The following is a 19,241-nucleotide window of genomic DNA, read 5'->3' as shown; positions in this document are numbered from 1 at the left end:
ATCAGGAGGCACCATGGCCGATACCGTCGCCCCGACCACCGATACCCTCGCCGCCGTTCCCGCGCCCGCGAGCGCCAAGGTCGTCTATCGCAGCGGCCAGGACATCGAATGCTGGCTTACCGACATGGACGGCGTGCTCGTGCACGAGAACCACCCGATCCCGGGTGCGCCCGAGCTCATCCAGCGCTGGGTCGACACCTCACGTCGGTTCCTCGTCCTCACGAACAACTCGATCTTCACGCCCCGCGACCTCGCGGCGCGCCTGCGGTCCTCGGGCCTCTCGATCCCCGAGGAGAACATCTGGACCTCGGCCCTCGCCACGGCGGTCTTCATCAAGGACCAGATGCCGGGCGCGCGGGTCTACTGCATCGGCGAGGCGGGGCTCACGACGGCGCTCCACGAGGCCGGCATGATCCTCACCGACCAGGACCCGGACTACGTGGTGCTCGGTGAGACCCGCACCTACTCGTTCAACGCCATCACGACCGCGATCCGGCTCATCGTGGCCGGCGCGCGCTTCATCGCGACCAACCCGGACGCGACTGGCCCCTCCAAGGAGGGCGTCCTCCCCGCGACGGGGGCGATAGCAGCCCTCATCACGAAGGCCACGGGCCGCGACCCCTACACGATCGGCAAGCCGAACCCCATGATGTTCCGCTCAGCCATGAACCAGATCGACGCGCACTCCGAGACCACTGCCATGATCGGCGATCGCATGGACACCGACATCGTCGCCGGCATGGAGGCCGGGCTGCACACGGTGCTCGTGCTCTCCGGCATCACACAGCAGGCGGACATCCCCACGTATCCGTTCCGCCCGAACCAGGTGCTCAACTCGGTCTCGGACCTGCTCCGGCAGCTCTAGCCCGGGCCCAGCCGAGCCCTGCCCCCCGAGAGCGCACCTTTCCCCCGAGAGCGCACCTTTCCCCCGAGAGCGCACGTTTCCCCGCGATGAAACGTGCGCTCTCGCACGTGAGGTGCGCAGTCGCGCGAAAGGTGCGCTCCCGCCGTCGTCCGCGGCCCCGGCCACGACTCTTGTAAACGCTTACAACTCCTGCTTACACTCTTCCGGGCGCGGGGCGGGCGTCTCCTCCTTGTCTGGTGATGAAAGGGCTGAGGCCGTGTTCCGTGGCTGACCGCGCTCGCGCGACGATCAATGACGTCGCGACGCTCTCGGGTCTCTCGATCTGCACCGTTTCCCGGGCCCTGCGCGGGCTGCCGAACGTCTCTCCCTCCGCGCAGCAGCGCGTCGAGGAGGCGGCCGAAAAGCTCGGCTACCGCGCGTCGTCGGCCGCTGCGCGCCTGGCCGGCGGGAAGACGGGGCACGTCGCGATCGTCGTTCCGAAGGCCACCGCATGGTTCTTCGCCGCGGCCGTCGAGGCGGCCGAGGAGGCCTTCGCCGACGGCGGGCTCGACACCGTGCTCCTGAGCCTCCGCGGACGCGACGACGCCAAGGACCGCTTCATCGAGAACCTCGACGAGCTCTCCGAGCGCGTGGACGGCCTTCTGCTGCTCGGCGTGAACTTCAGCACGCCCCAATTGGAAGCGCTTGCAGAATCGAAGCTCTCGGTGGCGAGCGTCGGCCTCAGCGGCGTCCCCTGGGACAACGTGGGCATCGACGACGAAGCCGCCGCGTATCGCGCCACGCGGCACCTGCTCGACCTCGGCCACTGGGACATTGCTACACTCGCCGGTAACGAGCCGAGCGACGGCACCGTGCGCACGGCCGCCCAGCGGCGGGCCGGGTTTGAGCGGGCGCTCGCCGAAGAAGACCTCGAACCCCATCCGGACATGATCGTGAGCGCAGAATCGTCGATCGACGGCGGGTACCGGGCGATGACGGAGCTGATCGCCAACCGTCGCCAGCCCGGCGCGGTCTTCGCAGGCTGCGACGAAGCAGCGTTCGGGGCGCTCAAGGCTCTCCGCGAGCACGGGGTCACGGCGCCGAAGAAGGTCTCCCTCATCGGCATCGACGATCACCCCATGAGCTCGTTCCTCGGGCTGACCACGGTGTCCCAGCCCGTGGCGGATCAGGGTGCCTTCGCGGCCACCCTGCTCGCGGAGCGGCTCGACGGCCCGGACCCCGACGCACCGCCCCAAGACCACCGACTGCCCACCCCCCTGATAGAACGCAAGACCACACGCCGCGCGCGGCACTGAACCTACGGAGGCCCCCCAATGCTCTCCCAGACTCAGCTGGACATCTGGACCGGAACCGAGGCCCTGCTCTTCGACCTCGACGGCGTGCTGACCCCCACAGCCGCCGTCCATGAGTCGGCCTGGCGCCGCCTGTTCGAGGAGTACCTCGCGGCCGCCGGCCGCGGCCCCGCCTACTCGGACGCGGACTACTTCGACCACATCGACGGCAAGCCGCGCTTCGACGGGGTCCGCGACTTCCTCGCCTCGCGCGAGATCGTCCTCCCCGAGGGCCCGCTCGACGACGACCCCGACCACGAGACCGTCCAAGGCCTCGGCAACCGGAAGAATCGCATCTTCAACACGATCATCGAGAACGACGGCGTAGCCCCCTACCCGGGGTCGGCCCGCCTCGTCGAGGTGGCCCGCGAGCGCGGCCTCAAGCTCGCGGTCGTCTCCTCGTCCCGCAACGCGCCCGCCGTCCTGGCCGCTGCTGGCCTCACGGAGGCCTTCCCCGTGGTGGTCGACGGCGTCGTGGCGGCTCGCGAGGGCCTCCCCGGCAAACCGGACCCCGCGACGTTCCGGCGGGCCGCGGAACTGCTCGACGCCCCGCGCGGCGCGTGCATCGTCGTCGAGGACGCCGTGTCCGGCGTTCAGGCCGGGGCGGCGGGCGGCTTCCGAGCCGTCGTCGGCGTTGACCGCGGGGCGGGGAGCGAGCAGCTCCTGGCCGCGGGGGCGACGTTCGTGGTGAACGACCTCGCCGAGCTGCTCTGACGCTCCACCCCCTGACAGAACCATCCCCCTGACTTCTTTCTCACACCCAGAACGGCGCACACCCATGACTCTCGTCACTGCAGACCGCCTCCGCTTCCCCGTGGACGAGTGGGGCCTCCTCGAGACGAGCCACGCTCCCGGTGCGGAGGGCCCGCTCGAGACGCTCTTCAGCCTCGGCAACGGCCACCTCGGCATCCGTGGCTCGCACACGGCCGAGGCGGATTCCGCCCTCCCTGGCACGTTCGTGAACGGCTTCCACGAGACGTTCGACATCCGTCACGCCGAGAACGCGTACGGCTTCGCGAAGCAGGGCCAGCGCATCCTCTATGTCCCGGACACCCATGAGACGACCGTCTGGGTGGACGGCGAGCAGCTCACGCTCGCGGGCTCGGCGGTGCTCGACTACCGCCGCCGCCTCGACTTCGCGACGGGCGTGTACGAGTGCACGATCGTGTGGCAGACGGCGTCCGGCGCGTCCGTGATCACTCGCGAGCGGCGCGTGGTCGGGGCGCAGTCCCGCTCGAGCCTCGCGATCGACTTCGAGATCCGCGCTGACCGGCGGATCGTCGTCGACATGGAGTCGCACGTGGTCAACCGCCAAGACCAGCCGGCGGAGGACCACTCGGAACACGACCCGCGCCGCGCGGGCCGGCACGCGGGCCGCGTGCTCGAGGCGGTCACCGCGGAGGGCGCGAACGGGAGCCTCAGGCTCGCGTGGTCCACGGTGACGTCGCGGCAGCACGTCGCGATCGCCGTCGACCATTCCACGAACACGCCGCACCAGCCCTTCTCCACGGAGGCCGACGGCGACCGCAGCGGGGTGCGCTACGTCCTCCCGATCGAACCGAACGAGACGTTCCGGCTCGAGAAGAGCATCGGCTACGCCGTGGCACCGGCCGCCGATCCCGAGCTCGTGGACGCCGCGGCCGCGGCGGTGCGCAGCTTCGACGAGCTCGCCGCCGAGAGCGCCGCGCACTACGAGGGCTACTGGGCCGCCGCGGACGTGCAGATCGGCGGCTCGCCGGAACTCCAGCAGGCCGTGCGCTGGAACCTCTTCCAGCTCGCCCAGGCCACATCGCAGGCCGGCGTCGCGGGCATCCCCGCGAAGGGCGTGACGGGTTCGGGCTACGAGGGCCACTACTTCTGGGACCAGGAGATCTACGTCCTGCCCTACCTCACGTACACCGCGCCCAAGGCCGCGCGACGCGTACTCGGCTTCCGCCACGAGATGCTCCCCGCGGCGACCGCGCGGGCCGCCGAGCTCAACGTCGACGGCGCGCTCTACCCGTGGCGCACCATCAACGGCCAGGAGGCGAGCGCGTACTACGCCGCGGGCACGGCCCAGTTCCACATCAACGCGGCGATCGCGTACGCGGCCGCGCGCTACTCGTGGGCCTCGGGCGACGACGCGTTCATCGCCTCCGCCGGCGCCGACCTCCTCGCCGAGACGGCCCGGATGTGGGCCTCGCTCGGCTTCTTCGGCAAGAACGGCCAGTTCCACATCCACGGGGTCACCGGCCCCGACGAGTACACGGCCGTGGTGAACGACAACCTCTACACCAACGTCATGGCGAGGTTCAACCTCCGCGCGGCCGCGGTACTCGACCACCCGAGCATCTCGGACACCGACCGGCTCCTGTGGGCGCACATGGCGGAGCGCATGGCCCTCCCCTACGACGCGGATATGAGGGTCTACGCGCAGGATGCCGACTTCATGTCGCTCGAGCCGTGGGACTGGGAGACGCCGCGCTCGAAGTACCCGCTGCTGCTTCACTTCCACCCGCTCGTCATCTACCGCCACCAGGTGCTCAAGCAGGCCGACGCCGTGCTCGCGATGTTCCTCCAGTGGCAGGACTTCACGGCCGAGGAGAAGCAGCGCGCGTTCGATTTCTACGACCCGATCACCACGGGCGATTCGACGCTCTCCGCGTGCGTCCAAGGCATCATGGCCGCCGAGGTGGGGTACACCGAGGAGGCACTGCGGCACTTCACCACGGCGGCGTTCATCGACCTCGACAACCTGCACGACAACACGATCGACGGCGTCCACACGGCCTCGGCCGGCGGCGTGTGGAGCGCGCTCGTGAGCGGCTTCGCGGGCTTCCGCGACCAGGGCCCGCTCCCCTACTTCGACCCGCGGCTGCCCGACGACTGGGAGAGCCTCGCGTTCCGCCTCCAGCTCCAGGGCCGCACCCTGAGCGTCCGGCTCACACCCGGGCTCCTGCAGCTCGCCGTTGAGGCGGGCGAGCCGCTCGACGTGAGCGTGCGGGGCGCGATCGTGACGGTCGGTTCCGAGGCCTCGGCGATCGCGCTCGAGCCCACGGCAGCGCCCGTGCCAAGCGTGTTCCCGCGGGCCTTCCCGACGGCGGGGCTCAGCGTGCTGACGCCGCAGCACTAAGGGTCTCGTTCCTGTCCACTTCTTGGCCCGAATTCGCGTGCCTCGCCCCGACACCCCGGGCTGCGGACCGGTTGGGAAAGGACAACCGGACGGGAAAGAGGCTGAGCTGGCCTACCGGCCCCCGCCGCCCGCGCCGCCGATCCTGCGCGGCAGAGGAAGGAGCTCGGGCAGGAGCGTCCCGAGCACGGTGTTGTAGACGAGGGCACTCCATTCGGGGCTCGCGTGGGCGGGGAAGGCGCCCAGCGTCTGCAGCGAGGAGGAGGCGAGGTTGTCGGGGAAGTACTTCTGCCAACGGGCCCGAGCCGACTCGTAGTCCACGGTCTGATCGCCCGGATTGCCGATGAAACCGAGCGGCGTCCGGCCGATCTCCCCCGCGAACCGCGTGACGTCCCAGTCGTAGATGTACTGGGACTCGGTCTGGATGAGCACGCTCGAGGGCGCGAGCGGCGTGAGCTGCTCGAGGGCCTGGTCCACGATCTGGGTCCACGTCCGCTCATGCTTGTTGACGATCCGCTCCCCCAGCTCATACCCGCCGCGCAGGATCGACGGCACCCGGAAGCCGAGCTCGTACAGCTCGACGACGCCCTCGAACCACGAGAGGTCCTTGACGTCGTACTTCGAGGCCGGCGTCGAATCCAGCACGATCGCGCCGACGCGCGGAACACTCGCCGAGCCGCCCGCACCCAGACGAGTCAGCCGGGACGCGACGTCGATCGCGAGCATTCCGCCGAAGGAATGCCCGTACAGGTTCAGCTCGGTCAGCTTGTTCCGCGAGGCATGGGTCAGGATCGCGTCCATCACCTCGTCGACCTCGAGGCCGTCGTTCGAATACCCCACCGCTGCGAGCTGCCCCCGCTCGCCGAGCGATGGCGCGAGCAGCGTGATGATGAGCTGCGCCTCCTCCCAGCTCGTCTTGTAGCCGGGGAACAGGACCCAGGAGGTGCCGGGGAAGCGGCGCCGCGCGTCGTCGTCGTTCGCGGTGAGGACTACCGTCGAGCGGCGCTGCGCCTGGATGGCCCTGGTGGCCATCATGTCCGCGGCGAGGAGGCCCGAGCCGACCGCCCCGGCCAGGAAGGCGCGGCGCGAGACACGCCGCATGCGGCCGGCGGCGCGAAGCACCTCGACCATGCCATGGACGCCGCCCTCCCCGGGGGCGGGCGTTCCCCCGCGGGGGTCAGTCGAGTCCGAGCTCATCCTTGCTGAACGCATAGAGGTACGGCACGCCTGCCTCGGCCTCGATGCGCTCCTTTGCGCCCGTCCCGCGATCGACGATGACGGCAACCGCGGTCACTTCGGCGCCCGCGTTGCGGACGCCCTCGACGGCGGTGAGCGCCGATCCGCCGGTTGTCGACGTGTCCTCGACGACGACGACGCGGCGCCCTTCGACCGAGGGGCCCTCGACCTGGCGCCCCATGCCGTACGACTTCTGGACCTTCCGGACCACGAACGCGTCGATGTCGCGGCCGGACTCGCGGGCCGCGTGCATGATGCCGGTGCCCACGGGATCCGCGCCCATCGTGAGGCCGCCCGCTGCTTCGAGCGGCACGCCCGCGCGGTCAATGAGGCCGAGCATGACCTGGCCCACGAGCTGCGACGCCTCGTGATGCAGCGTGATGCGGCGGAGGTCGACGTAGTAGTCGGCCTCCTTCCCGCTCGAGAGGGTCACGCGCCCATGCACGACCGCGAGCTCCTTGATGAGCTCGAGGAGGCGTGCGCGCGCGGCGGCCAGGTCGGGCAGGGCTGAGTCAAGGGAGGCAGTCATGGCTACGATTCTAGTTGCTGCCCCCGACATGATTGAGGGAGCGTCCGCAAGCAAAAAGCGCGCGAAAGGCACCAATGGACACGACCACGCCCGAAGAGGTCTACTTCGCCACGCCCGACGCCGAGCTCGAGATCGTGCAGGAAGTCACCTCCGCGGCCGCCGGCCGGCGGCTCTCGGACCGCGCCGACGTGATCCGAGGGCGCCGCGGCTACGCACTCGTCAACCGCACGCTCACCCCGCACGAGGCGATGGTCGAGGACCTCCTGTTCGTGCGCGACGTTCTGGACCGCGCCGACCTTCCCTTCCTCCTTGTGCGCGGCAACGACGCGCGGCCCGTGATCGCCGTCGACTGGAGGCGCCGCAAGAACCTGCGGGATGCGCTCGTCGAGGCATGCCGCAACGAACCCTTCTACTCGCTCCCGGTCGACGCGCGGAAGAACGAGGCGCTCCTCGTCGCCGATGGGCGCCTCGCGAGGAGCGGGAAGGCGCGCATGTTCCGCCTCTACCGTCCGCGGCTCGAGCCCGAGGGCGGGCTCCTCTACGGTCAGGAAACGGGCGTGCAGATCGAGCTGTGGAAGTGGGAGGGCCAACTCCTGCAGCTGCCCATCGAGAACTCCCTCACGCGACGGGCCCTGACCGTGGGCGAGGCGGTGCGCGGGACCGTCGAGCGCTTCGGGCAGACTTGGCCGACGATCGAGAACATGTTCGCTGACCACGCGACGGACATCGACTTCGAGATCGACATCGTGTTCTCGTGGGTGGACGGGACAGATCCAGATCTCCTGCGCTACCGCGCGTCGTTCCTGCCAGGCGTCGTGCTCGGGGAAGGCGACTCCGCCGAGGCGCGCTACCGCCAGATCAACGAACTCAAGTACGCGCTCCGCTCGGTGCACATGTTCGCGCCGTGGATCCGCCGGATCTTCATCTGCACGGATTCAAAGGTTCCCGCGTGGCTCGACGCGGAGCACCCGAAGATCACCGTGGTGCCAGCGAAGGACCATTTCCGCGACGCGTCCGTGCTCCCCGTCTTCAACTCGCAGGCCATCGAGTCCCAGCTCCAGCACATCAAAGGCCTTTCTGAATACTTCCTGTATTCCAACGACGACATGTTCTTCGGCCGGCCCATGGGCCCAGACATGTTCTTCTCCCCCGGCGGCATCACCAAGTTCATCGAGGCGACCACCCGGATTGGCCTCGGCGACAACCATCTGGACCGCTCCGGGTTCGAGAACGCGGCGCGCGTGAACCGGCGGCTGCTCTACGTGCGGTTCGGCCGCATCACGACGCGCCACCTCGAGCACACGGCCGCGCCCCTGCGGCGCAGTGTCCTGCTCGAGATGGAGAGCGAATTCACGGCGGAGTTCGCCGAGACAGCGGCGAGCCGCTTCCGGGCCAAGGACAACATCTCGGTGACAAACTCGCTGTACCACTACTACGCCCTGCTCACGGGACGAGCGGTGACCAACGTGGGCGCGAAGGTCCTCTACGTGGACACGACCGTGCACTCAGGCCTCGACCTGCTCGGGAAGCTCCTCAGGAAGCGCAACCAGGACTTCTTCTGCCTCAACGACGGCTCGTTCCCCGAGGTCCCGCCGCAGGAGCGGCAGGAGCGCGTGACCGACTTCCTCGAGAAATACTTCCCGGTCCCCGCCCCGTGGGAGCGCCGCTAGCCGTTTCGGGTGCAAACAACTTGCCGCACCCCCGTCTCGGGTACGGCAACCCCACCTGAAGACGTTTCGGGTACAGATCATCTGTACCCGAAACGAAGGAGGGCGGCGGTAGCCGTACCCGAAACGTCAGAGGATCGGGAGCATGCCCGTCGTTGGGTGCGCTCCGTCGCGGAAGCGGCCGCCGTCGTCGTCCGGGAACGCCACGCCCGCCTCGGCGAGGATCCGCGCCACGTCTTGCGGCTGGACCTCCCGCCCGACCGTCGGCCCGCCCGCCGCGGGCACCACGGAGTGCATGACCGTGTCGGCATAGACGTGCACGAGGTTGTACGCTTGGGCGGCGTCCCGCCCGCGCGTTCCGCGAATCCCTGTCTCGGCATCCACGGACCCGGCGAGGTCTTGTGTGTAGCACGTCGCGGACGCGACGGACACGGAAATCCCGGCAAACGTCGCGCTCGTCGAATAGTGCAGGTGTCCCGCGAGGATCGCCCGTACGTCGCTTCCGCGGATCACGTCCGCGAGCGCCCGCTGCCCGCGCAGCTCCACGAGCACGGCAAGGTCCTGGGCGCACGGAACCGGCGGGTGGTGCATCGCAAGGAGAGTTCCGTCCGGGGCCGGCAGTTCGAGCTCTGCGGCGAGCCACTCGAGCTGCGACGGCTCGAGCTCGCCATGGTGGAAGCCCGGAACGGTCGTGTCGAGCGTGATGACCCGTAGCCCGCCGAGCCAGTGCACGCGGTCGAACGGTTCGGCAGATGCCACCTCGCCGAGAAGCGACGAGCGGAGCGCGGCGCGGTCGTCGTGGTTCCCGATGGCCCAGATGAGCCGTGCGCCGAGCCGCTCGGCCGCCGGCTCGGCGATCTCCCGGAGGCGACGGTAGGCAGCGGGCTGCCCGCGATCCGCGAGATCCCCGGTGACGACGATGGCCTCAGGCGAGCCCCCGGCGTCGACCGCCTGGTCGAAGACCCGCCGCAGCCGCGCCTCGGAGTCGAGGACTCCGCCGAGCCGCTCGCCGGCCAGCAGATGCGTGTCGCTCAAGTGCAGGAGGAAGTGGCGCGGCCGCGGATGCTCGGCCTTGACGGTGCCCATATCAGCCTTCTATGTCCGGTTAGGGGTTCCCCCCAGTGCACACATGAAAGGCACACGGAACATGAATGTCCAGTGAACGCGCCACGAAACCGCCAGAATCCTCCCAGATATCGCCCCGAAAGCGGCCGACGACGGCGGAAGGAGCCTTCCGCCGTCGTCGGACCTTGATTTTCGGCGCCCACGAGGGGCCGCGCGAGGTGCGGCGTGCCGCCGTGTACGCGTTTCGCCTCGGCACAGGTCTTCGGCCACGGCGGCGACCGGAGCGCTCCCCGGAATTCCGCGGCTCCGCACTCGCCGCAGGGCCTGTTCCGTCCAGTACGCGTACCACTAGGAACGCCGCGGCAGCGCGTCTCCTACTTCAGCCGCCTCCGCAGCCACTCGACGGCCTCGCGGGCGATCCGCTCCGGTTCCTCGGCGATGCTGAACGCGGCGCCGTCCTCGTCGGGGTCGAGCGGCTCGAGAGTGGCGAGCTGCGAGTCGAGCAGCGACGGCGGCATGAAGTGCCCGGGCCGCGCCGCCATGCGCTCGGCGAGGAGCTCGCGCGTGCCGTCGAGGTGCACGAACACGGTATCCGGCGCCGCGGCACGGATGAGGTCCCGGTACTTGCGCCGCAGGGCGCTCGAACCGATCACCATCGTGCCGCGCGCGCCGGCCATCCGGGCGCCGATCTCGCGGAGCCACGGCTCGCGGTCGGCGTCGTCGAGCGGGATCCCCGCGGCCATCTTCGCGACGTTGGCCGCGGGGTGCAGATCGTCCCCGTCGATGAATTCCCCGCCGAGCCAGTCGGCGATGAGCTTCCCCACCGTGCTCTTGCCGGAACCGGACACGCCCATCGCGATGACATGGAACACGGCTCCGTCCTGCTCGATCACCGGCTCACCAGTGGTGTTGCTCACCAGTCGTGAACCGTGCCATCGACGAGGCGGTTGTACGGGAGGTAGGCCTGCTGGTACGGGTACGTGTTCGCGGCCTCCTCGTTGAACTCGACGCCGAGGCCGGGCTTGTTGCCCGGGTGCAGGTACCCATCCTCGAACGTCATGGACTGCTCGAACACGGTGTTCGTCGCGTCCGAGTGCTGCATGTACTCCTGGATCCCGTAGTTGTGGATCGCGAGGCCAACGTGCAGCTGCGCGGCGAAGCCGACCGGGGAGATGTCCGTGGGTCCGTGGAAGCCGGACTTGACCTGGTACTGGGCCGCGAAGTCCATGACCTTCTTGAGCGGGCTGATGCCGCCGAAGTGGGTCGACGCCGCGCGGACGTAGTCGATGAGCTGTTCCTTGATGAGGGTCTGGAAGTCCCACACGGTGTTGAAGATCTCGCCGATCGCGAGCGGGGTCGTGGTGTGCTGACGGACCAGGCGCAGGGCGTCCTGGTTCTCCGCCGGCGTGCAGTCCTCGAGCCAGAACAGGTCGTACGGCTCGAGCGCCTTGCCGAGCTTCGCGGCCTGGATCGGCGTCATGCGGTGGTGGCCGTCGTGCAGGAGCGGGATCTCGGGGCCGAATTCGTTGCGCACGGCCTCGAAGACGGTCGGGAGGTGGCGCAGGTACGCGCGGGTGTCCCAGTCCTCCTCCGTGGGGAAGGCGCCGCGGCCGGCGGGCTCGTAGTCGTAGCGCTCGCCGGAGGCCTGGGTCTGGGCGGCCACGCCGTAGACGGCCTTGATCCCCGGGACGGCGGTCTGGACGCGGATCGACTTGTAGCCGAGCTCGAGGTGATGGCGGATCGAGTCGAAGAGCGAGGGGATGTCCGTACCGGACGCGTGCCCGTACGCGCGGAGGCCCTCGCGGGAGGCCCCGCCGAGGAGCTGGTACACCGGCAGGTTCGCGACCTTGCCCTTGATGTCCCACAGCGCCATGTCCACGGCCGCGATCGCGGCCATCGTCACGGGGCCACGCCGCCAGTAGGAGGACCGGTAGAGGAACTGCCACGTGTCCTCGATCCGGTGCGGATCCTTGCCGATGAGCAGCTGGGCCACGTGCTCCTTGAGGTACGCGGCGACGGCGAGCTCGCGTCCGTTGAGCGTCGCGTCACCGATGCCCGTGACGCCCTCGTCGGTCGTGATCCGTAGCGTGACGAAATTGCGCGACGGGCTCGTCACGAAGACATCCGCGGCAACGATCTTCATATCGTTCCTCTCCATCCAATGCGTCTCTCCTCGCCAAGCCGTCGCTGGCGTGAGCGACGGCACTGGCGGCGTTCTCCCCACCATAGTGAGCCCCACAACGGGCGGCAAACGTTTGCCACTTTATTGCCACCCGTTGCAGGGCTGGGGATTACTCGTCGGCAAACGTCCCCAGCAGGCTGTCAACGCGGTCGACGACGGCGGCATCCGCCGAGAGCTCCGCGTCCACGAGGCTCAGGAGCGTCTCAGTCCGCTCGCGGCCCTCGAGTCCGAGCGCCAGGCGAACCTCGCCCTCGAGCGGATCCTGGAACTCGGCGCGCTGCCCGACGACGTGGACAAGGTAATCCATCCACGCCGCGATCATGCGGGCCGCGCCGAGGCCCGTGCGGCCGTCGGCCCGCTCGGCGCGCAGCACGGGCACGGCCCGGAGCCTAAGCTTGAGCGAGCCGTCCTGGGCGATCTGGGCCAGGTAGTGCGCGATCCGCGGGTTCGCGAAGCGCTCGAGCAGCGCGGCGCGGTAGCCCGGGACGTCGAGCTCCGGGAGCGTCAGGTGCCTCGCGGCCTCGTCCCAGAACGCCTCCATCGCCTGCCGGCACACCGGGTCCGCGAGGGCCTCGGCGACCGTCGCGTGGCCGCGCAGCTGGCCCGAGTACGCGAGGATCGTGTGCGCACCGTTGAGGAGCCAGAGCTTGCGGTTCTCGAACGGCTCGATGTCCTCCACGAACAGCGCCCCGGCGTCCTCCCACGCGGGCCGGCCCGCGGGGAACTCGCCCGAGAGGATCCAGGACGCGAACGGCTCGGCCACCACGGGGGCGGCGTCGCGGTAGCCGCACTGCTCGGCGACCTCAGCGACGTCGTCGGCGGTCGTGCGCGGGGTGATGCGGTCTACCGAGGTGCCCACGAAGCTCACGTTCTGACGCACCCAGGCGGCCAGGCCGCCGTCGTCCGCCCCGGGCGCCGAGGCGTCGAGGGTTCCCGTACCCGACGCCTCCGCGTCCAGCTCCGCTGCGACGCGCAGCACAGCGGCGCGCGCCACCTCGGCATTGTGGGCGAGGTTGTCGCAGCTGACGATCGCGATCGGGCCGCCCCCCGCCGCCCGACGCGCGGCGAGCGCGCGGACGAGGCGGCCGAGCGGGGCGTCGGGGCCGCCGTCGTCGTACACCTTCTCGGTCACGGTGAGGGTGACGATCGCGGTGGACGGGGCGGCGAGGAGCTCATTCAGGCGCGCGGTGTCCGCGCCGTCGAGGGCCTCGGAGATCGTGGTGACGACCTCGAAGCGGTCGCCGTCGGCGGCCCGCTCGACGAGCGTGAACAGCCCGTCCTGCGGCGCGAGCGCCCGTGCGGCGTCGGGGCGGCGGCCGGTGAAAGCCGCGATGCCCCATTCGGCGCCGTCGTGTGCCTTGGCGGTAAACCAGGCCTGGTGGGATCGGTGGAACGCACCGAGCCCGAGGTGGACAATGCGGACGGGAGGGGCAGGGGAGCCCTTGCGGCCCAGGACGGGCAGCTCAGTGGCGGTTCTGGTCACGGGGTCTTCCTTTTCAGAGCTTGAAGACCCGCCGCGGCGCGCCGTCGACGATGTCCACGATGAGCTCGTGCGCGCGGGTCTCGGTGATGCGGTGTTCGGCGACGAGCCGGGCCAGGAACGAGGCCTCGATCCGGCGCGAGGTGTCATGCCGGGCGGGGATCGAGCAGAACGCCCGAGTGTCGTCGATGAACCCGGACGAGCGGGAGAAGCCCGCCGTCTCGGTCACGGCCGAGCGGAAGCGCAGCATTGCGTCCGGAGCGTCGAGGAACCACCACGGGGCGCCGATGTACACGCTCGGGTAGAACCCCGCGAGCGGGGCGAGCTCGCGGGAGAACACCGTCTCGTCCAGGGTGAACAGGACGAGATGGAAGTCCTTCACCGTGCCGTACTCCTGCAGGAGCGCGCGGACACCCTCCGTGTAGTTGACGGCAAACGGGATGTCGTGTCCCGTGTCCGCGCCGTAGGCCGCGAACGTCGGGGCGTGGTGGTTGCGGAAGGAGCCTGGATGGATCGTCATGACGAGGCCGTCCTCGACGGACATCCGTGCCATCTCGACCATCATGTGGGCCTCGAACGCGTCGCGGTCCGCCGCGGTGGCCTCGCCGCGGCGGCCCTTCTCGAACAGCGCCTCGGCCTCGCTCGCGGAGAGCTTGAGCGTGAGGGGCGTGCGCACGCCGTGGTCCGCCGAGACCGCGCCGTGCTCCACGAAGTAGCGGCGGCGGTTCTCGAGCGCGCGGAGGTAGCCCGCGTAGCCCGCGACGCCGTCGGATGCCTCGTCGGAGATCCGCTCGACCCGAGCCGCCCACTCCGGGTGCGCGATGTTGATGTAAGGATCCGGGCGGAACGTGGGGACCACGCGGCCCGCGAACGATTCGTCCTTCGCGATGCGGGCGTGGGCCTCAAGGGTGTCGAGCGGATCGTCGGTCGTCGCGAGGACCTCGATGTTGAAGTCCTCGAACAGCCGGCGCGGGCGGAAGCCCGGCTCGGCGAGCTTCGCCGCGATCGCGTCATAGGAGGCGTCCGCATTCGCGCCCAGCGCGTCCACCATCGAGCCCGGCAGGCCGAAGAGGTGCTCGAACTCTTCGCGCAGCCAGTAGCCGGAGGCGGTCCCGTCGAAGATGGGCCACGCGTCCGCGAACCGCCGCCACGCCGCGCGGGCATCGGATGCGGACCCGCCGACGCCGAGCTCACTCAACGGCACGCCCGAGGCGTGGAGGAGGCGCGTCACGTAGTGGTCGGGGCTGATCAGAAGACTCGTCGGGTCCGTGAACGGTACGTCGTCGGCGATCCACTCGGCCGGGACGTGGCCGTGCGGGGAAAGGATCGGGAAACGCTCGACGTCGGCGTACAGCTCACGCGCAATCTGTCGGGTGCCGGGATCGGCAGGGAGGAGGCGGTCGGGGTTGGCGCTCAGAGAGTCAGTCATCGTTTCTCTCGATTCGTCTCAAGGAAGGTAGATTCTGCGACCCGGCTTCCCCAGACTCCCCAACTTCTGGCGACCACGCCCGGCGTGTCGCCCTGCACGAGCGGCGAGTTACGCCGTCGTCCGCTCGGAAGCAGGGGAGATCGAAAGGGGAACAGGGGAAACCGGAGGGGCGGCTTCAGCCGACCGTGACGCCAGCCGTGTCAAGGACCTTCGCGAAGGCCCGGGCGGCCACGCCAAAGGCGTACGGGCCGCTGAAGCCGCCGGTCTCGTACGCGTACGCAAGGTGCGGCTCGAGCGAGGCGAAGCCGGTGAAGCCGCTGTCGCGCAGGGCCTCGACGGTGCGGAGAACCTCGCCGTCGCCCTCGCCAGCCGGCACGACCTGCTTCGTGGACGACTCAGCGTCCTTGACCTGGAGGTAGACGACATGCGGGCGGAGCATCTCGTACGCCTCGGAGAACGGCTTGACTCCCACCTGGACGAAGTTCGCCGGGTCCCACGCGAGCTTGAGCGCCGGGGAGTTCACGGACTCCACGATGTCGAGGACGCGCTCCGGGATGTCGCCGAAGATGTCCTTCTCGTTCTCGTGCACGAGCGTCACGCCCGTGCCCTCCGCGCGGCGGGCCAGCGCCGTCATCCGCTCGATCACAGCGTCCCGAACGTCCTCGGCCTTCTTGCCCTCATGGAAGAAGGAGAAGAGGCGGATGTACGGCGCGCCGAGGACCTCGGCGGCGCGCAGGGCCCGGCCCAGGCGCTCGACCTCGTGCTCGACGGGCAGCTCGATGTCGACCTTGCCGATCGGCGAGGCGATCGCGGAGGTCTTGAGCCCGGCCTCGTCGAAGACCGTCTTGAGCTCGGCGAGCTGCTCCTCGCTCATGTCCACGATGTTGACGCCCCAGGCGCCGCGGACCTCCACGTGGCTCGCGCCGAGGGCGCGCATGACGGCCGCTTGGACCCGCGGGTCCGCGTCGATCTCGTCAGCAAACCCCGACAGCTGCCACTGGACTGCGTTGGTCATTGTCACTTGACTCCTCCGGACGTCAGACCGCCCACTAGATACTTCTGGAAGAACAGGTACAGGATCACGACCGGCAGCGCACACACGAGCGAGGCCGCCATCATCTGGCCGTACAGCGGGATCGCGCCGCCCTCGGTGCTGCTCGAGAACACCTGGAGGGCCACGGCGGCCGTCTGGGTGTCCGGCCTGGTCATGACGGAAGCGAAGAGCACGTCATTCCAGCCGGGCAGGAACGCGAAGATCGCGGCCACGATGAGGCCCGGCCAGCTGAGCGGCAGGATGATCCTGGTCAGGACGCCGAGGTTCGTTGCGCCGTCGATGCGCGCGGCCTCCTCGAGCTCCTTCGGCAGGCCGCGGAGGTACGTGACCATGACCCACGTCGAGAACGGCAGGGAGAACGTCAGATACGTGACGAACAGGCCCCAGCGGGTGCCGATCACCTGCAGGCCGAGGTACGTGGCCGAGGAAGAGAACAGCACGAACAGCGGGAGCACGATGAGCGTGCCCGGCACACTCTGGAGGCCCAGGAGCGCCCGCAGGATCGTGCGGCGGCCCAGGAACTGGTACCGGACCAGCACGAACGCCGTGCCGATCGAGAACGCCGCCGAGACGATCGCGGTCGAGCCCGCCACGATGATCGAGTTGGTGAGGCCGTTCGCGAGCCCGACGCTCGTCCAGATGTTCTCGTAGTTGCTGATGGTGAACGTGCTGGGCCAGAGCTCGCCGTTGGCCACGCCGATGTCCGTGTTGAGCGACGCGAGGAAGATGTACGCGATCGGGATCAGGACGGCGGCGCACAGGAAGATCGCCACAGCAGTGAGGAGCCAGCCCGGGAGCAGGCGGGTCACCTCCTTCTGCTGGCGCGAGCCGGGACGTTCGACGGCGGCCGGGGCCTTTGTCTCTAGAGTCACCGCGCTGGTGGTCACTTGCGGCCTCCCGGGGTCTCGGCGTCGTCGAGCTTGACGGCGCGCAGGTAGATGAACAGCGGGATGAGGATGAGGATGAGCGAGACGACCGCCATGCCGGCGCTCAGGCCGAAGCGGAAGCTCTGGAAGCTCGTCGCGTACGTCAGGTACGGGAGCACCTCGATATCGTTCGGCGCAGGGAGGCCGAAGAGCACGTACGGCAGCGTGAAGTTGTTGATGTGGTTGAGCATCCCGATGAGGATCGCAAGGGAGATCGGGCCCTTGAGGTACGGGAAGATGACGTACCGGAGCTTGTTCCACCACAGGGCGCCGTCGAGGGCGGACGCCTCGTGGACCTCGTGGTCAACACCCTGCAGGCCGGAGAGGGCCAGGAGGTAGATGAAGGGCCACGACGACCAGATCTGCACGAACACGAGGACCCAGTACGTGTTGGGGCCGTTGAGGAACAGACCGGGATCGATGCCGAGGTGGTGCAGCATGAGCGTGATGATGCCGCTCGGCTGGAACATGGTCCGCCACACGGTGGCGACGACGAAGCCAGGCAGGACGTACGGGATGAGGAAGACCGAGCGCACCAGGGCGCGGCCCGGGAACTTGTTCTGCGTGGCCAGGGCCGCCGCGATGCCGAGCGGCAGCGTGACGATCGTGGCGATGGCCGAGTACGAGACGCTGAGCCACACCGAGCGCAGGATCCCGGACTGGGTGATGGCCTCGATGTAGTTGGCGAACCCGATGAACGGCGCCGAGAGCCATTGGCGGAGCGTGTACTGGTCGAGGTCGAGGAACGAGATGTAGATGCCGAGCACGAGCGGCACGACGATGACGACCAGCATAAGGACGCCACCAGGGATGAGCATCCACAGGGGCCGGTTCCTCTCGGACAGGCCTCGGCGGCGCTTGTTGCTGGGGCCGGCCTGGCCGCCGGGCGAGGAGGCCGTGCCGGGCCGGGGGCCCCGGCCCGCCACACGAGTGGCGGTCCGGGACTCCGGGGCGGAATTGCGGGCAGTGGTCATGATTACCTCAAAACATCCGCAGCGCGGACTACTTGGCTCGGCTCAGGGACTGCTGCGCGGAGTCCTGGGCGGCTTTGATGCGCTGGCTCAGGTTGGCCTGCGAGACGTTCCCGGACGCGAGATCCGGAATGCTCTGAACCGTGACATTGACGAGGGCGAGCTGGATGTCGGCCCACGCGCCGGTGAACGGCGTCGCGAACGACTTGGCTGCGGCATCGGTGACGGCCGCCATGTGCGGGGCGGAACTCAGCGACTTGAGCGCGTCGGAGCTCGTCGGCAGGTCGCCGAAGATCTTCTGGTAGCTGAGCTGCTGATCCTTGTCCGTGACCATCTTGAGGAACGCGAGCGCAAGGTCCTTGTTCTTCGAGTAGGAGGCGATGCCCATGTTGTCGCCCGAGAGGATCGAGGCCACGGGACGCGCGCCGCTCGGCGCCGAGTCGCTGATCTGCGTCGGCATGAGCGCGTAGTCGTACTTGTCCTTGATCGCCGAGCTGTTGAGCGTGTTGAGCGAGCCGGTGGACGTCATGAGGAAGAACGCCGCCTTGCCGGACGCGAAGTTCGCGAGGGCCTGGCTGTTGGTCCAGCCGACCGACGCCGGGTCAACGACCTTGTCCTTCGTGAGCCAGCCGAAGTACGTCTGGTAGGCCTTGGTCACGGCGTCGTTGTTGATGTTCGCCGTCTTGCCGTCCACGAGCTTGTTGCCCGACTGCTCGGACATGGCCCAGATGTACTTCCACGGGTCGAAGTTGTCCTTGTACGCGATCGCCATGCCGTACTGGCCCTTCGATGCGTCCGTGGCCTTCTTCGCCTGCTCGGCGAGGCCGTCCCACGTCGTGGCGGGCTTGTCGATGCCGGCCGCCTTGAGGAGGTCCTTGTTGTAGGCCATGACGAACGGACGGCTCGCGAACGGAACGGCGTAGAGCTTGTTCTGGTCCGGGCCGGAGATCCCGAGCGCCGCCTGGTTGAACTTGTCCTTGCCGCCGAGCGCCTTCCAGTCGTCGTCGGTGAGCTGGGCGAAGGCGCCCGTCGCGACCGCGGTCGGGGTGAACGTGGTGCCGAGCGAGTAGATGTCAGGGCCCTGGCCGGACACGGCCGAGGTCTGGATCTTCGTGAGCTCGTCGTTGCCCGAGGCGAAGGTCTCGAACTTGAGGTCGGCGCCGGTCGCCTTCTTGAAGGCCGCTGCGGTGTCGTCGAACCACTGTTGCTGCTGCTGGGGGTAGGTGGTGTTCTTGCCGATGAAGACGTTGAGCGTCTTGCCGGCACCGTTGACGGCGCCGCCGGAGGAGCTACCGCCGGACGTGCCACCCCCGCCACAGGCAGAAAGTGCGAGAGCGGCTGCCGTCGCAATGGAGGCCAGAACGGCCTTCTTGCCAAAACGCATGAATCTCCTCCTT

Annotated in this window: 16 protein-coding genes; 5 read left to right on the top strand and 11 right to left on the bottom strand. The window is 69.0% G+C overall.

Going from position 1 to position 19,241, the window contains the following annotated elements; all coding sequences use genetic code 11:
- The first annotated feature begins 13 nt into the window (after positions 1–13).
- The 4 genes from ACOKR1_RS02700 (at position 14) to ACOKR1_RS02685 (ending at position 5,308) form a co-directional block, all read left to right on the top strand.
- Positions 14–865: an HAD-IIA family hydrolase gene (locus ACOKR1_RS02700; RefSeq protein WP_422935237.1), complete on the top strand. Its 852-nt coding sequence runs from the start codon at positions 14–16 to the stop codon at positions 863–865.
- 263 nt (positions 866–1,128) lie between these two features.
- On the top strand, positions 1,129–2,160 hold the full coding sequence (locus ACOKR1_RS02695; RefSeq protein WP_422935236.1) for a LacI family DNA-binding transcriptional regulator: 1,032 nt from the start codon (positions 1,129–1,131) through the stop codon (positions 2,158–2,160).
- Between the two features lie 18 nt (positions 2,161–2,178).
- Positions 2,179–2,910: an HAD family hydrolase gene (locus tag ACOKR1_RS02690; protein WP_422935235.1), complete on the top strand. Its 732-nt coding sequence runs from the start codon at positions 2,179–2,181 to the stop codon at positions 2,908–2,910.
- Between the two features lie 64 nt (positions 2,911–2,974).
- Positions 2,975–5,308, top strand: coding sequence for a glycoside hydrolase family 65 protein (locus tag ACOKR1_RS02685; protein ID WP_422935234.1), 2,334 nt, complete (start codon positions 2,975–2,977; stop codon positions 5,306–5,308).
- 111 nt (positions 5,309–5,419) lie between these two features.
- Here the strand turns inward: ACOKR1_RS02685 and ACOKR1_RS02680 are convergent, their stop codons facing one another.
- The gene (locus ACOKR1_RS02680; protein WP_422935233.1) at positions 5,420–6,502 is read right to left on the bottom strand and encodes an alpha/beta hydrolase; all 1,083 of its coding nucleotides are present in this window, start codon (positions 6,500–6,502) and stop codon (positions 5,420–5,422) included.
- Positions 6,483–7,070: an orotate phosphoribosyltransferase gene (gene pyrE, locus ACOKR1_RS02675; RefSeq protein ID WP_422935232.1), complete on the bottom strand. Its 588-nt coding sequence runs from the start codon at positions 7,068–7,070 to the stop codon at positions 6,483–6,485. Before pyrE ends, ACOKR1_RS02680 begins: the two co-directional genes overlap by 20 nt.
- A 74-nt stretch (positions 7,071–7,144) precedes the next feature.
- On the opposite strand from pyrE, the gene ACOKR1_RS02670 reads away from it, so the two are divergent.
- Positions 7,145–8,740 (top strand): stealth family protein, encoded by a 1,596-nt coding sequence (locus ACOKR1_RS02670; RefSeq protein WP_422935231.1) that lies wholly within the window; start codon positions 7,145–7,147, stop codon positions 8,738–8,740.
- 126 nt (positions 8,741–8,866) lie between these two features.
- Here the strand turns inward: ACOKR1_RS02670 and ACOKR1_RS02665 are convergent, their stop codons facing one another.
- The 9 genes from ACOKR1_RS02665 to ACOKR1_RS02625 form a co-directional block, all read right to left on the bottom strand.
- The gene (locus ACOKR1_RS02665) at positions 8,867–9,823 is read right to left on the bottom strand and encodes a phosphodiesterase (protein WP_422935230.1); all 957 of its coding nucleotides are present in this window, start codon (positions 9,821–9,823) and stop codon (positions 8,867–8,869) included.
- Between the two features lie 353 nt (positions 9,824–10,176).
- The gene (locus ACOKR1_RS02660) at positions 10,177–10,719 is read right to left on the bottom strand and encodes a gluconokinase (protein WP_422935229.1); all 543 of its coding nucleotides are present in this window, start codon (positions 10,717–10,719) and stop codon (positions 10,177–10,179) included.
- On the bottom strand, positions 10,716–11,945 hold the full coding sequence (gene manD / locus ACOKR1_RS02655) for a D-mannonate dehydratase ManD (RefSeq protein ID WP_422936721.1): 1,230 nt from the start codon (positions 11,943–11,945) through the stop codon (positions 10,716–10,718). The genes ACOKR1_RS02660 and manD overlap by 4 nt, the downstream gene beginning before the upstream one ends.
- 148 nt (positions 11,946–12,093) lie before the next feature.
- Complete coding sequence (locus ACOKR1_RS02650; RefSeq protein WP_422935228.1) at positions 12,094–13,467, bottom strand: mannitol dehydrogenase family protein; 1,374 nt, start codon at positions 13,465–13,467, stop codon at positions 12,094–12,096.
- Positions 13,468–13,480: 13 nt separating this feature from the next.
- A complete protein-coding gene (gene uxaC, locus ACOKR1_RS02645) occupies positions 13,481–14,893 on the bottom strand; it encodes a glucuronate isomerase (protein WP_422935227.1) in 1,413 nt (470 codons plus the stop codon).
- Positions 14,894–15,068: 175 nt separating this feature from the next.
- Positions 15,069–15,908 (bottom strand): sugar phosphate isomerase/epimerase family protein, encoded by an 840-nt coding sequence (locus ACOKR1_RS02640; RefSeq protein ID WP_422935226.1) that lies wholly within the window; start codon positions 15,906–15,908, stop codon positions 15,069–15,071.
- Between the two features lie 2 nt (positions 15,909–15,910).
- A complete protein-coding gene (locus tag ACOKR1_RS02635; RefSeq protein ID WP_422935225.1) occupies positions 15,911–16,819 on the bottom strand; it encodes a carbohydrate ABC transporter permease in 909 nt (302 codons plus the stop codon).
- Between the two features lie 11 nt (positions 16,820–16,830).
- Complete coding sequence (locus tag ACOKR1_RS02630) at positions 16,831–17,847, bottom strand: carbohydrate ABC transporter permease (protein ID WP_422935224.1); 1,017 nt, start codon at positions 17,845–17,847, stop codon at positions 16,831–16,833.
- Positions 17,848–17,875: 28 nt separating this feature from the next.
- Positions 17,876–19,228, bottom strand: a complete 1,353-nt coding sequence (locus ACOKR1_RS02625; RefSeq protein ID WP_422935223.1) for an ABC transporter substrate-binding protein — start codon at positions 19,226–19,228, stop codon at positions 17,876–17,878.
- Positions 19,229–19,241 lie beyond the last annotated feature (13 nt).

It is taken from the genome of Sinomonas sp. P47F7, from assembly GCF_049332655.1.
Classification (GTDB): Bacteria; Actinomycetota; Actinomycetes; order Actinomycetales; family Micrococcaceae; genus Sinomonas.
Note: the sequence above shows the minus strand (reverse complement) of the source record. Positions and strands in the feature narration are given on the sequence as shown.